We start from the raw sequence: 16,537 nt of genomic DNA on the forward strand, positions 1-16,537 counted from the left end.
CGCAAACAGAGCCACTGACGCATTCAGGATTGAATGGGTACCACGTCCCGGCGATGCCTCGCTTCACCCAAACGTCGCCAAGTCGCGGCAAGACGTGGAGCGAAACATGAAAACCGCAATCACACTCACAACTGCATTGGGGTGCTTGATATTCTCGACTGCGCTCGCCGCACAAGATGAAACGACCGGCGGTGGAGCGTTGATGAGAGACCGCCAACTCCACCCATCGATCGACAATACGCGTCTGTACGAGGAAATCCAGACCGCGATAGTTGAACTGGGCCTGGAGGAACAGGCGTCAGGAGCCGCCGCTAATTTCTCTCGCTCGACAGCTGAGCAGTTACGGTTTCCGCTCCGCACATCGCCGCAACATGATGGCCCCCAAATTCACACTGCGGTGAACTTCGTCGATCTCAACCCATCTTCATCAAACCAAGTCCGGGACTATAATTGTGGGGCCAGGACATATGATGGCCATGAGGGCATTGATTATCTAGTGGCCCCGTTTTGGTGGGATGTCATGGACAATGACGCGGCTGAAGTCGTGGCGGCTGCCGGCGGCGTTATCCTCTTGAAGGTCGATGGAAATTTTGACCGCGAATGCACAACCAATGGCAGTCAGGATAATCTCGTCGTGGTCCTGCAGGATGACGGACTGGCAGCCGTGTATCGTCATTTGAAGGCCGGCTCACTGACAGACGCCGCTGTTGGCAGCCGCGTAAATGCTGGTGACTTCATCGGCATCGTGGGCAGCTCAGGTTCATCAACGGCTCCGCACCTGCATTTTGAGCTTCAGATTCATAATCCGGCCAATCCAGGTTCCGGTCAGACTGTCGACCCCAATGCAGGTGCATGCGGCGGCGACGAATCTCTGTGGCATCATCAGCCTGCCTATCTGGACCCTTCGATGCTCTCCGTGCGAACCCATTTTGCGCCGCCGCGCATCAGTTCGTTTTCATCAAGTTGTGTGCCCGATCAGCCCAACCTGGCGGATCGTTTCCAGCCGGGGCAGACTGCTTTTTGGGCTGTTTACCTGCGCAATCAAAGCCCCGGCCAGGTGGTCCATATGGAGGTCCTCCAGCCCGACAACACGGTTTTCCAAGCTTGGGATCTTGGGGCGTCGATCAGCCGGTTTGAACCTTTCACCTATTGGTATGCGAGCGCGATAATTCCGGCCAATGCACCGACCGGAAACTGGCGTGTTCGCACGACTTTTGCCGGACAGACCCTAGAACGCCTGTTTGTTGTGGGCGGAGGCAATCTGGAAGGGGATGTGCGGATCAGATCATCAGTTCTGCCGTCCAGCCGTTCAGTCCAGGCCGGTCAGCCAGCGACCGCGTTCGCAACAGTGTTGAACGCCGGTTCTGACGCTGCGCTTGGATGTTCCATCCACCTTGCCGAACCCTTTGATGGAGACTTCCAATTTAACCAGACCGATCCGGCAACAAATGCCATTATGGGGCAAAGCGGAGCGTTGTTTGATATTGGTCCTGGTGGTTATCGGACTTTTGTGATCTCGGCTGTGCCGCATAGTGGGGCAGCAGGAGAATCCTTCGATTTGTCGCTGAGATATGATTGCGCCAACTCTGAAGCCGCTCCCACGATTATTGGACTGAACTCGATCCGTCTTTCATTTGGCGCGGCACCGACGCCGGACGTGATCGCCATCGCGGTCACCCAAAGTCAAAACGGTATTCTGGCACTCAATGGTGTTGGAACCGCTGGCGTCTTCGCGGTTGCCACGGCGAATGTCGGGTCACCTGGTCAACTCACCCTCACCCCGCAGATTAGGGGTGTCGATGCTTCCCGTCTGACTCTAACGATCTGCGAAACGGATTCAGCAACGGGCGCTTGCTCGACGAGCCGAGTGCCCACAATTCAGCGCCAGTTCTCCGAAAACGAAACGGCCAGTTTCGCGGTGTTCGCTCGCGCGAACGATACTGTTGCCTTTAGCCCAGCCAGTAACAGGATTTTTGTGGATGTCACCGATTCAGAGGGCGTCTCACGCGGATCGACCAGCGTGGCAGTACGAACTCAATAGTCATAAGCATAAGGAGGAATCAAAGTGCGGGGCTTTTTGTATAAATATTGGCTGAAAATGACCTCCGAACGCCGGAGAGTGATGTTTTGCCGGAGTCAATGCATCAATAAACCAGCATCGCTCCGGTGGACTGAATGCCGGACTCAAAGCAGCAAGATAAATGGTATCAAAGACACACGAGATACTAAGCGATTTCACGACGGTCGGGCCTGGGGTGACCGCCGTGCTACAGGGCGTTTTTGGGATTCTGGGTTGGGATTGGCTCCTCTATTCTATGTGTCCGATTGCAAGTTTGCGCCAACGCGCCTCGTTACATGGATGGCCCGCGTCAACCTGGGTGGGGCCCTTGTCAACGTCGCGGCGCCCTTGCAAGCGCGCAGCCATTCAAGTCAGGCGGTCGCGTCGTGACCGGCACCGATATTGGACTGGAGCTGATTTCGATGCCGCCTCGATTTGGAAGGCAAGCACCACCGCTCTTGTTCATCCATGGAGGGTTCCACGGTGCCTGGTGCTGGGAGGACCATTTCATGCCTTGGTTTGCGGCCCGGGGTTTTAGCTGCCACGCGGTCAGCCTGCGTGATCATGGCTCAAGCCGACAGACCGGCCAGCACAAATCATGGCGGCTATGTGACTACGTTGACGATGTCCGCTGGGCAGTCGAACAATTGAATTGCCCGCCTATTCTTGTTGGTCATTCTTTGGGAGGCTCAATCGCCCAAAAAATAGCCGCCGAACTTACAATCCCAGGAATGATTTTGCTCGCACCCTCTCCAATCGGAGGCTCTAACCGTGCGGCGTTGCGAATGCTGTTTACTCATCCAAAATCAATGTGGCGCGCTCTTAGCCAGAATAATCTGGGTCTAGGCCTTCCAGCCTTCCTAGGCTTCTTCCTGTCGCCGGACCTTCCAGTCTCAGAGCGTGAACGGGTCTGCCGGAGGCTTGATGGTCTGACAGCTTTGGGCGCTGCCGCGGACGCATTCTACCGCGACACGCCAAAGCCCGTGACGACAGCAATGCCTACGCTCGTTGTTTCCGGCCAGCGAGATTGGTCGATTCCTCTATACAAGAATGCAGCCTTGGCTCGAGCTTACGGAGGAAGTCACCTCATTGTACCGACAGCTCACGACATGATGGCCGATACGAATTGGGAGGTCGCAGCTCAGCGGATTCTAAATTGGTTGGACGAGTATTTCCCTAATGGCGCGGCGTAAGTTTCTTGATTGAGTGGATTCAAATGCAAACCTACAGCAGAGAGCAAAAAATACGCTTTTCGAAAGATTTTGATTATTGCTCTGTCCCCTAAAAGCTGTGACCTGCGACCCTTGGATCCCTCGTTTATTTTGAGAGTCTGAGCATTTCTGCGCTGCTCCCCAACGTTGGACCGCCGGAAGCTGGAGTTTTCCGGCTGTTGCGCTGCTCCCCAACGCTGGACCGCCGGAAGCTGGAGTTTTCCGGCTGTGATCACGGCGGCGGGCTGGCCATGCCGCAGTGATTATGCAGGTCGGCCGGGACGTTGTACCCGATCGCGCTGTGAGGCCTGACCTCGTTGTAGTCTCTACGCCAAGCTTCCAGCTTTTCGCGGGCGTCGGCAAGGCTCATGAACCAGTGGGCGTTCAGGCACTCCGCCCGAAGCTTGCTGTTGAAGGCCTCGATGAACCCGTTGTCCGTGGGCTTTCCGGGCCGGGAGAAGTCGAGCGTGACGTCGTTGGCATAGGCCCAGAGGTCGAGGTCCCGCGAGATGAACTCACTGCCGTTGTCGACCCGGATCGTCCCGGGATACCCGGTCTGGCCACACACCCGGTCTAGCGTCTGAACGACATCCTCGCCGCGATAAGTGAACCGCGGATCGGCCACCAGGCAGTAGCGCGAGTGCGCGCGACCACCGTCAGGATCCGCAACCTCGATCCCAAGGTAAGCTGGTCGTGCACGAAGTCCATCGCCCAGACTTCGTCTGGACCGGCCTCTCCCCGGCGGTCCTCGCGAAGTTTGGCCTAAACCCGTCGCTTGGGATGCTTGTTGCGCAGCTGCAGGCCTAACTCGCTGTGGATTCTGTGGGTCTTCTTGACATTGATCACCCAACCCTCCCGGCGAGGACGTGAACCGGGCGATAGCCGTAGCGCACGCGGGTCTGGCAGATCTCCTTTGTTCTCTGTTCGAGGTCGGCTCGGCCGGGTCGGCGGGATTTGTAGTGGTAGATTGACGTATCGAGGGGAAGAATCCGTCATGCCCTTCGGATCGACACGCTCCAGTCCACCAGCATCCCGTCGACCAACTCCCGCTTGCAGACAGCCCTTAGTGCTTTTGGCGGATGACGTCCTGAAGCATTTCCCGGTTGAGTGCCCGGTCCGCCACAATCTATTTCAGGCGTGTATTCTCCTCATCGAGCTGCTTCAGCCGGCGCATTTCCTCCGGCAAAAGCCCGCCATACTTGTTCGTCGGGTGATCGATCCGCCGGATCGATCACTTTTCCTCCTCACTCCAGTTAAAATACGTTGTCTGGCTGATGCCCGCCTTGCGGCAGTTCTCCTCCGCCGGCGTTCCGCCCCCCGCTTCAAGATGAATGCCTTCTGCGCCCGAGTGAACTTCGATGCCTTCATGAGCTTCCGCTCCTCTCCCAGCCCAGGGAAACCTGGCAGAAAACTCCAGCTTCAAACGATCCAGATTCCAGGGGGCAGAGCACGAGATTTAGTCAGCCAGCCAATTCGCAAGCATGGATCCAACTTCCTCCGCGCCCTTGCGGACAGGGTCGTTTGTCAGGTGCGCATAGCGCTCCGTTGTCGTGATCGAAGCGTGACCCAGTAACTTGCTCAGGACGGCGATCGAGACACCGCTCGCGATCGAGAGACTGGCAAAGGTGTGACGCAAGTCGTGAATCCTGACGTCTTCAAGACCCGCGCGCTTGCGGAACTTGAGCCATTCCTTGGTCAGGCCCTGGAAATGACTGTCACCGCGAGCTGCCGGGAATACGAAAGGCGACCCCACCTGCCGCTCAAGGTTTGACAAGATGTCGATCACCGGTTGGCTGATCGGCATGGTTCTTCGACCGGTCTTCGTGTCTTTCTTCGTGATGATCCGGCGGTCGAGGTCGACCTCACTCCATTCGAGCGAGATGATCTCGCCTTTTCGTGCTCCGGTGAGCATCAGCAAGCGCAAGATCGTAATTGCTTGGGGGTGGGTGCCGCCGATCTCCTCCTCTTGGGAAAGCACCGAAAAGAGCCGGCCGATTTCTTCCTTGCTCAGGAAGCGTTCGCGCGGTTCGACTTTGTATTTCCTGATCGTGTAGCACGGGTTGGTGCGGCGCTCGCGGTACCCCCACGTTTCCGCGAGATTGAACATCTTGGAGAGCAGGGAGAGGCAGTGGTTCGCCTTGGATTTCGTGCCGGCGAGATCCGAGTGAAGTTTCAGGACGTCGCGCTCGCAGATTTCCGAAACGCGTAATGAACCAAATCTCGGCAAGAGCGTGGTTCTGAGAAGCCTCTGGTCTTCGCGAACCGAGGACGGCTTCTTGTTGGGAATGGCGTGCTCGGTGATGTACTTCTCGGCGAGTTCGGCAAAGCGGAGCTCCGCGTTCTTTGTTTGGCGGAGGTCGAGGAGATCTTCTCCATGCGCAGCACTCGAAAGGATTCGAAGCGCTTCCTTTCGCGCGGTCTCGACGGTCCAGGGTGACCCGTGCCGGCCGATCGTGATCTTACGCTGCCGAGCCCGTCGCCCGACCCCGACGCGGTAGCGAACGAGATAGGATTTCGCCCCGTTCGCCGCGGTGCGGACCCCGAATCCTTTCAGCTGATCATCCCAGACATAGGTGGGTTGGGTGGTAGCAGGGATCGCCTCGACGAGGCGTTTCGTGAACCTTGGCATCGCTGTCTATCCCCGCGTTTCGTGGGCGCACCATGGGCGCACCGAGCGTAAATTCGTGGATATAGCGGTCTAACGACAAAGTCGTCTTATGCAATAGAAATCAGCGGTTTATCTATCTCCAGAGATTGAAAAATATCGTCAGATAACGCTCCAAATCGCCCTACGAATCTGGGGGTCAGAGGTTCGAATCCTTTCGGGCGCGCCATTCCATTTTTAGCGATCCTCACTTACTCCGTGCGTTCGGCCGCGCCGTCGGCCCACTCACGCAGTCTGACCGCTCGAAACCGGCGCGGAGTGGAGTCGCGTGTGTGTGAAAATCAGGCCCCGCCCGCGATTGCCGCCATGACCAGACCGCAGAACCAGGCCGCATACGTCCCGACGATATAGCCGACGACGGCGAGCAGGGCGCCGACGGGGGCCAGCGCCGGGTTGAAGGCCGAGGCCACGACCGGGGCCGAGGCCGCGCCGCCGATATTCGCCTGGCTGCCCACTGCCATGAAGAAGAGCGGAGCGCGAATGAGGAAAGCGACGCCGAGCATCAGCGCGGCGTGTATCGCGATCCACAGGAGGCCGATCAGGAAGAAGGGCCAGTATTCGCCGATCGCGGTGATGTCCATGTGCAGACCGACCGTGGCGACGAGAATGTAGATGAAGACCGAACCGGTCTTCATCGCGCCTACCGCCTGGAGCTTGCGCGCCGGGGTGAAGGACAGGGCGACGCCGATCGCCGTGGCGATGGCCACGAGCCAGAAGAAGCCGCTGGCGAGGCTTTCCGCGACGATCAGGCCGAAACCCTGGGGCGGGATGCCGGCCGCAGCGGCCTCGGCATGGAGGCGTTCGGCCATGCCGGCGAAGGCGGGCGCGATCAGATCGGCTGCGAAGTGGGCGATGGCCACCGATCCGAAGGCGACCATGCCGATCAGGATCATATCCTTCGTCTCGGGGATGCGGGCGTGCTTGGCCTCATAGGCCTCGGCGCGGGCCTGAAGTTCGTCGATCGCCGAGACATCGGCCTTCAGCGCCTTGTCCATCGCGGTACGGCGCGCCGCCATGAAAAGCAGGATCGCCATCCAGACATTGGCGACGAGCACATCGACCGCGACCCAGACGGAAAAGACCTCAGGTCCGACATCGAAGATTTCACGGATCGCGGTCTGGTTCGCCGCACCACCGATCCAGCTGCCGGCCACGGTCGCCATGCCGCGCCAGACCTCTTCCGGACCCGCGCCACCGGTGACCAGGTCGGGGGCGATGGCGCTCGCGATGAGCAGGGCAAGCGGACCACCGACCACGACGCCGAGCGTGCCGGTGAAGAACATGATCAGCGCCTTGGGTCCGAGGCGCAGCGTGGCGGGCAGGTCGGCTGACACGACGAGCAGGACCAGGGCGGCGGGCAGAAGGTAGCGCGACGCGACGTAGTAGAGGTTGGACGTGTCGGGATCGGCGATGCCGAATGTCGTCAGCAGCGAGGGCAGGAAGTAGCAAAGCAGGAGTGGCGGGAAGATGCGATAGAAGCCGGCAACCGGCCCGGTCTTGAAACTCGACGTCCAGAAGACGAGCCCGAGCAGCAACATCAGGACGCCGAACAGGACGGCGTCATTGGTGATCAGCGCGGCCGATTCCATGGCCGTCCTCCCCTTGAATCCTGCCGCGCAGGGTGGGGGAGGCGGAGTGCCGGCGCAAGCGCAGGTGTGACCACCCCGGTCAGAGCGATTTCAGGAGGCGTTTCAGATAGCGCTGATAATCGGTCTTCGGTGATTCATCGACGAGTTCGGCGAATTGTGCGCGGTCGATGAATTGCATCCGGTAGGCGATTTCCTCCGGGCAGGCGACCTTCAGCCCGGTGCGTTCCTCGACCACCTTGATGAATTGCGAGGCCTCGAACAGGTCAGCATGGGTGCCGCCATCAAGCCAGGCAATCCCGCGCCCGATCAGCATGACGTTGAGATCCCCGCGTTCCATGTAGGCGCGGTTGATGTCGGTGATTTCCAGCTCGCCCCGGGCCGAGGGTTTCAGGTCCCACGCCATGTCGAGGACGGATTCGTCGTAGAAATACAGGCCCGGCACCGCGTGGCTGGATTTCGGCTTCCTGGGCTTTTCCTCGAGCGAAACAGCCTTGCCCGTCTCATCGACTTCGACCACGCCAAAGGCCGAAGGATCGGCGACTTCATAGCCGAAGATGGTCGCGCCCGTTTCCAGCTGCGTGGCTTGCTGGACACGCTTCGACAGGCCGTCGCCATAGAAGATGTTGTCGCCGAGGATCAGGGCGACGCGGTGGCCCGCCAGCTCGTTGGCGGCGACGCGGAAACCCTCGGCGATCCCGCCCGGGCGGTCCTGAGCGGCATAGGCGAAGCTGAGACCCCACTGGCTGCCATCGCCGAGCAGCGCCTTGATCTGCGACAGCGAGTCCGGGCTGGAGACGATGACGAAATCCCTCAGACCCGCGAGCATCAGCGTCGTCAGCGGGTAATAGATCATCGGCTTGTCGTAGACCGGCAGGAGGTGCTTGTTTACCGCATGGGTCAGCGGATAGAGGCGGCTGCCGGTGCCGCCCGCCAGGATCAGGCCTTTCCAGGGTGCCGCCATCGTCATGTTTTCCTATTCCGCTGCCGCATCGCCGCGGCCGAGGCCAAGCCGGGCCAATTCGGATGGATCGCGTGCCAGCCAGCCGGGGTTCTGCAGATACCAGGCCACGGTTGCGCGCAATCCTTCGTTCAGGGGGGTGGCGGGAGTCCAGCCCAGTTCCGCCTTCGCCTTGCCGGCGTCGACCGCATAGCGGTGATCGTGCCCGGGACGGTCGGTGACAAACCGGATCAGGTCGCCGCGCGGACCGTCGGGGGAGGGAAAGGCGTCGTCGATCTGGCGGCAGAGCTCGCGCACGAGGTCGATATTCCGGCGCTCGGCATTGCCGCCGAAATTGTATTTCTCGCCCGGCGTGCCGCGCGTCAGGGCTGCCAGAAGACCGGTGACATGGTCGTCGACATGCAGCCAGTCCCGGACATTCTCGCCGCGGCCATAAACCGGGATCGGATCGCCGGCGAGCGCCTTGCGGATCACGGTCGGTATCAGCTTTTCGGGATGCTGGTACGGGCCGTAATTGTTCGAACAGTTGGAGATGACCACCGGCAAGCCATAGGTCACCTGCCAGGCCCGTGCCAGGTGATCGGCCCCGGCCTTGGAGGCCGCATAGGGGCTGTTCGGCGCATAGGCGGTCGTCTCGCGAAAGGCGAGGTCGTCGGGACCGAGCGAGCCATAGACCTCGTCAGTCGAGACATGCAGGAAACGGAAGCGCTCGCGCGCTGACTGGGACAGGGACTTCCAGTAGGCGAGCGCGCATTCCAGCATCACCGCCGTGCCGGTGAGATTGGTGCGGATGAAGGCGGCCGGGCCGTCGATCGAGCGGTCGACATGGGTTTCCGCCGCGAGATGCATGACGCAGTCGGGACGGGCGCGCTCGAACGCCGCGGTCACCGCAGACGGGTCGGCGACATCGCCCTTGATGAAGGTGTAGTTCGGCTTGCCTGCGCACTCCGCGACCGCGCGCGCATCCCCGGCATAGGTCATGAGGTCGAAATTGAGAACGTCGTGGCCTTCGCGAACGAGACAGCGAACCGCCGCCGATCCGATGAAGCCGGCCCCACCCGTAACAAGGACGCGCATTGCTCTTCCTTCCTGCCCGCGCCTGACTTGCAACGGCTTGGGCAAAAAAGCAAACGGCCCGGCGTTGGGGCCGGGCCGTTCACCAGTTCTGCGTGTGATCTACCAGATCGAGACGCGGTTTTCCGGTGCGAGATAGAGCGCATCGTCCTCGGTCACGCCGAAGGCGTCGTACCAGGCCCCCATGTTCCGCACCACGCCGTTGACGCGGTACTGGTTGGGGCTGTGAACCCCCGTGATCAGGCGGTTGCGCATCGAGTCCTCGGTCTGGATGCCACGCCACACCTGGGCCCATCCCATGAAGAAGCGCTGCTCGGGCGTGAAGCCATTGATGTCTTCGCCGCCACCGTGATCGTCGAGATACATGCGGTAGGCATGCAGGGCGATCGAGAGGCCGCCGAGGTCACCGATATTCTCGCCCATCGTCTGGGCGCCGCGGACGCAATCGCCCTCGATCGGGCAGAAGCCGCTATATTGCTCTTCCAGAACGGCGGTACGCGCCTCGAACTCGTTGCGGGCGAACTCGGTCCACCAGTTGCGCTGCAGGCCGGTGCCGTCCGACCGGCTGCCCTGATCGTCGAAGCCATGGCCCATTTCGTGGCCGATCACGCCGCCGATCGCGCCGAAATTCACCGCCATGTCGGCGTGCGGATCGAAGAAGGGGGCCTGTAGAATGGCGGCCGGAAACACGATCTCGTTGCGCTGGGACGAATAGTAGGCGTTGACCGTCTGCGGGGTCATGAACCATTCCCACTGACGGATCGGACCGCCAAGACGCGACCGCGAATCTGCCCGGCCCCAATCGCCCACCGCATTGGAGTTGGCAATCAGCTGGCCCGGCTCCATCTCGATTGACGAGTAGTCGCGCCACTGGGTCGGATAGCCGATCTTCGGGATGAAGGCTTCGAGCTTGTCGAAGGCCTCGGCCCGGGTCGCGTCATCCATCCATTCGAGGGTTTCGAGACGGTCGGCGAAGGCCCGGCGCAGATACTCCACGAGCTCGGTCATCTGTTCGCGGTACTCCGGCGGGAAATGCTCCTCGACATAGACCTGGCCGATCAGCTCGCCGAGCTGGCCGTTCACGAACTGAACGGCACGGAGATCGCGCGGACGCTGCTCCTCGGTGCCGTTCAGACGGCGGCCGTAGAATTCGAAGGAGGCGGTATCATACGCCTCCGGCAGCATCGCCGTGTGATTGTCGATGAAATGGAAGGCGAGGTAGGAACGCAACGTCTCGACGGGCGTCTCGGAGAAAAGCTGTGCCAGCTGTTGCACGGCCGTGTCGGTGTTGACGATGATTTCCTCCTGACCTGCGACCTCCTCTTCCTCCAGGAAGGCGCGCCAGTCGAAGCCCGGTGCGAACTGCGTCAGTTCCTCGACCGTCATCAGGTTGTAGTTGGCGATCCGGTCGCGGACCTGAGCGCGATCCCAATGAATTTCCGCGATCGCGGTTTCGAGGGCGAGGATCGACTCGGCGCGTTCGCGTCCGTTTTCGATGCCGGCGCGATCGAACACGCCCGTCATGTAGTCGACATAGGCTTCGCGGTGTCCCGGAAAGGGGTCATCCTCGCGCAGATAATAGTCGCGGTTCGGCAGGCCGAGACCCGCTTGCCCGGTGGAGATCACATAGCGGGTCGGATCACCCGGATCGATCGTCACGCCCATCGAGAACATGGACATCTGGGAGGGACGCCCGAACCAGCGGGCAATGTCCTCATGCGTGCCGGAGGCCAGGATGGCATCGATATCCGACTGCAGCGGGGTGAGGCCCTGCTGCTCGATCCGGTCGGTGTCGAGGAAGTCGTTGTAGAGCGTGCCGATCTGGTATTCGGGCGTTCCCGGAGCGGGATTGCCGTCTGCGGAGCGCCGGATGATCTCTTCGATCCGGGCTTCGGTTTCCAGATAGAGTTCCGTGAAGCCGTTCAAGCTGGAGAAGCCGGCCGGGTATTCGGCGGTCTCGAGCCAGCCTTCGTTGACATAGGTGAAGAAGTCATCACCCGGATCGACGGTCTCGGAGATGTGCTGGGTTTCGATGCCGAAATCGCCGAGGCGCGGCGCATCGTCGGACATCGCGGTATCCGTGCCGGACGCGTCGCCGGTCATTGCCGTATCGGCGGCGGTATCGCCGGTATTGTCCGCCGGCGCGTCGACCGGTTCGCTGCATGCCGCGAGAAGCAAAGCGGCACAAACGCCGCCGAGCCAATAGGTCTTCATCGGAACTACCCTCCCCATCGGGTGTAAAAAATTCAAGCGGGGAGGGTAGCCCGTGATGGCCGGGTGACAACTGAACAAACTGTTAAGAACAAGCGCGGACGGGCCTGGCTTGCCCGTCCGGCCCGGTTTTTACGCCGTCGTGATCAATCGGCTGCGTCCTCGATGGCGTCGCCCGTGGCTTCGACGTCGCGGCCAATGCCCTGAACAGTGTTGCAGGCAGAAAGCGTCAGAGCAGACGCTGCGAGCAGTAAGGCGATCCACTTCTTCATCGGGAAAATCTCCAGAGTTGTCGAATGCGGCGCAATCATTTGCCACCGGATATAGACGCGCCGGACTGCGAAAGGTTCCCGCCCCAAAGACAAAGGCCCGGCATTTCTGCCGGGCCTCGATCCGTACTTTTACGATTTTCGCTACCAGATCCGGACGCGTTCTTCCGGCGGCAGGTAAAGCGCATCGTCCTCGGTGACGCCGAAGGCATCGTACCAGGCGTCGAGATTCCGGACGACACCGTTGATGCGGTACATGCCGGGCGAATGCGGACCGTTGACCAGCTGCGCGCGCAGCGCATCGTCGCGGTACATGATCCGCCAAACCTGCGCCCAGGCGAGGAAGAAGCGCTGGTCGCCGGTGAAGCCGTCGATCACAGGCGCCTCGCCGTTCGGATAGTTCGCTTCGGCATAGTTGCGCCACGCCGTGTAGGCCATCTGCATGCCGCCGAGGTCGCCGATATTCTCGCCCAGGCTCAGACGGCCGCTGACGCACTGGCCTTCGATCGGGCAGAAAGTGTTGTACTGCTCGACGAGACGATCGGAACGCTCGACAAAGCGGGCGTTGGTTTCCTCGGTCCACCAGTCGCGCAGCCGGCCTTCCGCGTCATAGCGGCGGCCCTGATCGTCGAAACCGTGGCCGATCTCGTGACCGATCACCGCGCCGATGGCGCCGTAATTGATCGCCGGGTCGGCGTTGGGGTCGAAGAAGGGGGCCTGCAGGATGCCGGCCGGGAAGGTGATCTGGTTCTGCAGCGGGTTGTAGCTGGCATTGACGATTTGCGGCGGCCAGCTCCATTCACGCGGATCGACCGGCTGGGACAGGTCTTCCAGCTGTTCGGCCCAGGCGAATTCCGACATGCGGATGCGGTTGCCGAAATAATCGTCCGCGGCGATTTCCAGGCCGTCATACTCGTCCCAGATTTCCGGATAGCCGATGCGCGGCTCGAAGGTGGAGAGCTTTTCAAGTGCCTGCTGACGCGTTTCGTCGTCCATCCATTCGAGGTTTTCGAGACGGCCGCGGAAGGCGGTGATCAGATTGTCGACCAGGCCTTCCATCTGTTCCTTCGAAGAAGGCGGGAAGTGCCGTTCGACATAGATCTGGCCGACAGCATGACCGAGAGCGCCGCCAACGAGCTGGACGCCGCGCTTGTTGCGCGCACGCTGTTCCTGCTGACCGCTGAGCGTCTGGTTGAAGAAGGCGAAGCTTGCCTCGTCGAACGCGGCCGGAAGCCAGCTGGCACGGTCTGAGATGAAGTGGAAGGCGAGATAGTCGCGGATGGTGGCAATGTCGGTCTCGGCGAAGATACGCGCCGTGTCCTCGATCGCGCTGGGCTGAACGACGATCACCTGGTCGGCGTCAATGCCCAGGGCTTCCATGCCTTCCGGGAAGTTGAAGGCCGGCGCGAGGGCGTCGAGATCGGCGACCGGCATCGGGTTGTAGGTCTCGGTCACTTCACGCGAACGCTCGCGCGTCCAGTGCGCCTCGGCGATGCGGGTCTCGAACGCGATGATTGCGTCGGCCTTGGCCTCCCCGTCGGCGATCCCGGCCAGTTCGTGGATGCGGGCGATGTAGTCGCGATAGGCGTTGCGGTATTCGACGAAGCGCTCGTCTTCGCTGAGATAGTAATCCCGGTTGGGCATGCCGAGCCCGCCCTGGAAGAGGCGCAGCGCGTTGACATCGGGATTGGCCGGGTCGGCCCAGACCGCAAAGCCGTAGGGGCTCTGATGGTGGACCGAGTTGAACAGGGCCGCCGCGTCGTCATGCGTCTCGACGGCGGCGATCTCCGCGAGGAAGGGCTGGATCGGTTCGAGGCCGGCAGCCTCGATGGCGTCGGCATTCATCCAGCTGGCATAGAGATCGCCGACAAGCTGGGTGTTGGAGCCGGTTTCGCCCGCCGTGGCCTGGGCTTCGCTGATGATGGCTTCGACATGGTCTTCAGCCTCGAGCGACAGCACGGTGAACATGCCGAAGGCAGAGCGGTCGGCCGGAATCTCGGTCGTGGCCAGCCAGCCGCCATTGGCGAAACGGCTGAAATCGTCACCCGCATTCACCGAAGTGTCCATGCCATCGGCATCAAAACCGAAGGTTCCGAAGCGCGGCTCGCCGCTGGCCACGGCCGTGGTTTCTTCTCCGAGCTGGGTTTCCGCGGCGGCTTCAGCGCTCTCCGGCGTTCCGGCCGGTTGGCTGCAGGCCGCAAGAAGCAGAGCAGCGCAAACGCCGCCGAGCCATTTTGCCTTCATGAGTGGAGTCCTCCCCTTGGGTGAATTTCTGCGACTTAACTAGAGCAATCGGGAGCGCAGGCAAAGGATGACAGGCTGCTCGGTGCGAACGGCAAAAGAAAAGGCCCGGCATTGCTGCCGGGCCCTGATCGATGGTCTGGCCGGTCTGGCCTACCAGATCTTCACGCGCTCTTCCGGCGGCAGGTAAAGGGCATCGTCGGGGCCGACGTCAAAGGCCGTGTACCATTCGTCCAGATTCCGGACGACGCCATTGGTGCGGTATTGCGACGGGCTGTGCGGATCCGTGGTCAGGCGGGCGCGCAGATTGTCCTCGCGATACAGGCGGCGCCAGACCTGGGCCCAGGCGAGGAAGAAGCGCTGATCGCCGGTCAGACCGTCGATCACCGGGGCTTCGCCGCCGCAGCACTGGTCGAGATAGCGGTGATAGGCCGAATAGGCCATCTGCACGCCGCCGAGGTCGCCAATATTCTCGCCCATGGTGAAAGTGCCGTTCACATTCATGCCCTCGATCGGCGAGTAGCCGTCATATTGGGCACCGAGCGCGGAGGAGCGTTCCTCGAACTGGGTGTTCGTCGCCTCCGACCACCAGTCGCGGATGCGGCCGGATTCGTCGAAGCGGCGGCCCTGGTCGTCAAAGCCGTGGCCGATCTCGTGACCGATCACCGCGCCGATGCCGCCATAGTTGACGGCCGGATCGGCATTCGGATCGAAGAAGGGCGGCTGAAGGATGCCGGCCGGGAAGGTGATCTGGTTCATCAGCGGATTGTACGACGCGTTCACGGTCTGCGGCGGGTAGGGCCACTCGTTGCGGTCCACCGGTCCGGCGAGGTCGGCGACCTGTTCGTTCCAGTTGAACTCGGCGATGCGCTGCAGGTTGCCGAACAGGTCGCCGGCCTCGATCTGCAGGTTCGAGTAATCGGTCCATTCGTCGGGGTAGCCGATGCGCGGCTCGAAGGTGGACAGTTTCAGAAGCGCCTGATCGCGCGTCTCGTCGTCCATCCAGTCGAGGTTTTCGAGACGCTCCTCGAAGGCTGCGACGAGGTTGGCGACGAGGTCTTCCATCTGGTCCTTCGAGGACGGCGGGAAGTGACGCTCGACATAGATCTGGCCGACCGCCTCGCCGAGAGAACCGCCAACGAGATTGACGCCGCGGCGGTTGCGCTCGCGCTGTTCCTCGGTGCCGTTCAGCTCGCGGCCGAAGAATTCGAAGCTCGCCTGATCGAACACCAGCGGCAGGGCGTTGGTATTGTTGTTGATCAGGTGGAAGGTCATGTAGTCGCGCAGCACGTCGGCGGGGGTTTCGGCGAAGATCGTGCCGATCCCCTCGATCGCGCTCGGCTGGGCGACGAGATAGCTCTCGACATTGCCGATGCCGAGGTTTTCGAAGCCCTGCTGGAAGTTGAATTGCGGCGCGAGCTCGGCCAGTTGCGCCAGCGGCATCGGGTTGTAGATGCGCTGGATGTCGCGGCTGTCTTCCTGGGTCCAGTGAACCTGCGCGATGCGGACTTCGAGCTCGAGAATCGCGTCGGCGCGGGCCGAGCCATTGTCGATGCCGGCCAGATCGAAAATGCGCGCGATATAATCGCGATAGCCGGACCGGTATTCGGCGAAGCGATCGTCTTCATTGAGGTAGTAGTCACGGTCCGGCAGGCCGAGTCCGCCCTGACCGACGAAAACGGTGTAGCGCGTTGTGTCGGCCGGATCGGGAATGATGCCGGCACCGAACATGGCCTGATGGTGCAGGGTCGACATCAGCGCAGCGAAGTCCTCGTGCGTTTCGGCAGCGTTGATTTCCCCGATCAGCGGCATGATCGGGTCGAGACCGCGCTCGTCGAGTGTCGATGTGTCCATCCAGCTGGCATAGAGGTCGCCGACCTTCTGCTCGACCGTGCCGCCCGCCGGGTTCTCGTTCTGCAGGTCGAGAATGATGTCCTCGATCTGTTCTTCGGCCTCGAGCGACAGTTCGGTGAACATGCCGTAGTTCGACAGGTCGGACGGGATTTCCGTGCGGTCGAGCCAGGCACCGTTGGCGTATTGGTAAAAGTCATCGCCCGGGTCGACGGCGGTATTCATGCCGGTCAGGTCGAAGCCCCAGTCGCCGATCTCGGCATCACCGGCCGAGGCGGTCTGACCGCCGCCGGTGTCTTCCATCGTCACCTGTTCAGGCGTGTTGGTTTCATCGGTCGCGGTCGGTTCGCCGCAGGCCGCCAGAAGCGCGAGGCACGCGCCGCTCAGAAGCAGTTTTCTCATGAGGTCT

General features: G+C 61.4%; 10 protein-coding genes and 1 pseudogene. 2 read left to right on the top strand and 9 right to left on the bottom strand.

Features of this window, described 5'->3' with window-relative positions; genetic code table 11:
* Window positions 1–106 precede the first annotated feature (106 nt).
* Both ACFOOR_RS09645 and ACFOOR_RS09650 read left to right on the top strand, forming a co-directional pair.
* Window positions 107–2,041, top strand: a complete 1,935-nt coding sequence (locus tag ACFOOR_RS09645) for a M23 family metallopeptidase (RefSeq protein ID WP_343164160.1) — start codon at window positions 107–109, stop codon at window positions 2,039–2,041.
* A gap of 404 nt (window positions 2,042–2,445) precedes the next feature.
* Window positions 2,446–3,252 carry an alpha/beta hydrolase gene (locus ACFOOR_RS09650; RefSeq protein ID WP_343164161.1) on the top strand — a complete coding sequence of 269 codons (807 nt, stop codon included), beginning with the start codon at window positions 2,446–2,448 and terminating at the stop codon, window positions 3,250–3,252.
* 250 nt (window positions 3,253–3,502) lie between these two features.
* On the opposite strand, the pseudogene ACFOOR_RS09655 reads toward ACFOOR_RS09650, so the two are convergent.
* From ACFOOR_RS09655 to ACFOOR_RS09695, 9 genes and pseudogenes are all read right to left on the bottom strand, one after another.
* Window positions 3,503–4,638: pseudogene (locus ACFOOR_RS09655) on the bottom strand (IS3 family transposase).
* 88 nt (window positions 4,639–4,726) lie between these two features.
* Window positions 4,727–5,899: a tyrosine-type recombinase/integrase gene (locus ACFOOR_RS09660; RefSeq protein WP_343164162.1), complete on the bottom strand. Its 1,173-nt coding sequence runs from the start codon at window positions 5,897–5,899 to the stop codon at window positions 4,727–4,729.
* Between the two features lie 317 nt (window positions 5,900–6,216).
* Window positions 6,217–7,524, bottom strand: a complete 1,308-nt coding sequence (locus ACFOOR_RS09665) for a DUF819 family protein (protein ID WP_343164163.1) — start codon at window positions 7,522–7,524, stop codon at window positions 6,217–6,219.
* A 79-nt stretch (window positions 7,525–7,603) separates the two neighbouring features.
* Complete coding sequence (rfbA, locus tag ACFOOR_RS09670; RefSeq protein WP_343164164.1) at window positions 7,604–8,485, bottom strand: glucose-1-phosphate thymidylyltransferase RfbA; 882 nt, start codon at window positions 8,483–8,485, stop codon at window positions 7,604–7,606.
* Between the two features lie 12 nt (window positions 8,486–8,497).
* Window positions 8,498–9,559 carry a dTDP-glucose 4,6-dehydratase gene (rfbB, locus tag ACFOOR_RS09675; protein ID WP_343164165.1) on the bottom strand — a complete coding sequence of 354 codons (1,062 nt, stop codon included), beginning with the start codon at window positions 9,557–9,559 and terminating at the stop codon, window positions 8,498–8,500.
* A gap of 99 nt (window positions 9,560–9,658) precedes the next feature.
* A complete protein-coding gene (locus ACFOOR_RS09680) occupies window positions 9,659–11,770 on the bottom strand; it encodes a M13 family metallopeptidase (RefSeq protein WP_343164166.1) in 2,112 nt (703 codons plus the stop codon).
* A 143-nt stretch (window positions 11,771–11,913) separates the two neighbouring features.
* A complete protein-coding gene (locus tag ACFOOR_RS09685; protein WP_343164167.1) occupies window positions 11,914–12,039 on the bottom strand; it encodes an entericidin A/B family lipoprotein in 126 nt (41 codons plus the stop codon).
* Between the two features lie 141 nt (window positions 12,040–12,180).
* Complete coding sequence (locus ACFOOR_RS09690) at window positions 12,181–14,280, bottom strand: M13 family metallopeptidase (protein WP_343164168.1); 2,100 nt, start codon at window positions 14,278–14,280, stop codon at window positions 12,181–12,183.
* Window positions 14,281–14,430: 150 nt separating this feature from the next.
* Complete coding sequence (locus tag ACFOOR_RS09695; protein WP_343164169.1) at window positions 14,431–16,530, bottom strand: M13 family metallopeptidase; 2,100 nt, start codon at window positions 16,528–16,530, stop codon at window positions 14,431–14,433.
* Window positions 16,531–16,537: the final 7 nt, after the last annotated feature.

Origin of the sequence: Hyphobacterium vulgare, from assembly GCF_042643335.1 — a bacterium.
GTDB lineage: Bacteria > Pseudomonadota > Alphaproteobacteria > Caulobacterales > Maricaulaceae > Hyphobacterium > Hyphobacterium vulgare.

What these genes read in the sequence shown, in the direction of transcription:
- ACFOOR_RS09645 (WP_343164160.1), top strand. Translation starts at nt 107, where the DNA reads ATGAAAACCGCAATCACACTCACAACTGCATTGGGGTGCTTGATATTC.
- ACFOOR_RS09660 (WP_343164162.1), bottom strand. Translation starts at nt 5,899, where the DNA reads ATGCCAAGGTTCACGAAACGCCTCGTCGAGGCGATCCCTGCTACCACC.
- ACFOOR_RS09665 (WP_343164163.1), bottom strand. Translation starts at nt 7,524, where the DNA reads ATGGAATCGGCCGCGCTGATCACCAATGACGCCGTCCTGTTCGGCGTC.
- rfbA (WP_343164164.1), bottom strand. Translation starts at nt 8,485, where the DNA reads ATGGCGGCACCCTGGAAAGGCCTGATCCTGGCGGGCGGCACCGGCAGC.
- rfbB (WP_343164165.1), bottom strand. Translation starts at nt 9,559, where the DNA reads ATGCGCGTCCTTGTTACGGGTGGGGCCGGCTTCATCGGATCGGCGGCG.
- ACFOOR_RS09680 (WP_343164166.1), bottom strand. Translation starts at nt 11,770, where the DNA reads ATGAAGACCTATTGGCTCGGCGGCGTTTGTGCCGCTTTGCTTCTCGCG.
- ACFOOR_RS09685 (WP_343164167.1), bottom strand. Translation starts at nt 12,039, where the DNA reads ATGAAGAAGTGGATCGCCTTACTGCTCGCAGCGTCTGCTCTGACGCTT.
- ACFOOR_RS09690 (WP_343164168.1), bottom strand. Translation starts at nt 14,280, where the DNA reads ATGAAGGCAAAATGGCTCGGCGGCGTTTGCGCTGCTCTGCTTCTTGCG.
- ACFOOR_RS09695 (WP_343164169.1), bottom strand. Translation starts at nt 16,530, where the DNA reads ATGAGAAAACTGCTTCTGAGCGGCGCGTGCCTCGCGCTTCTGGCGGCC.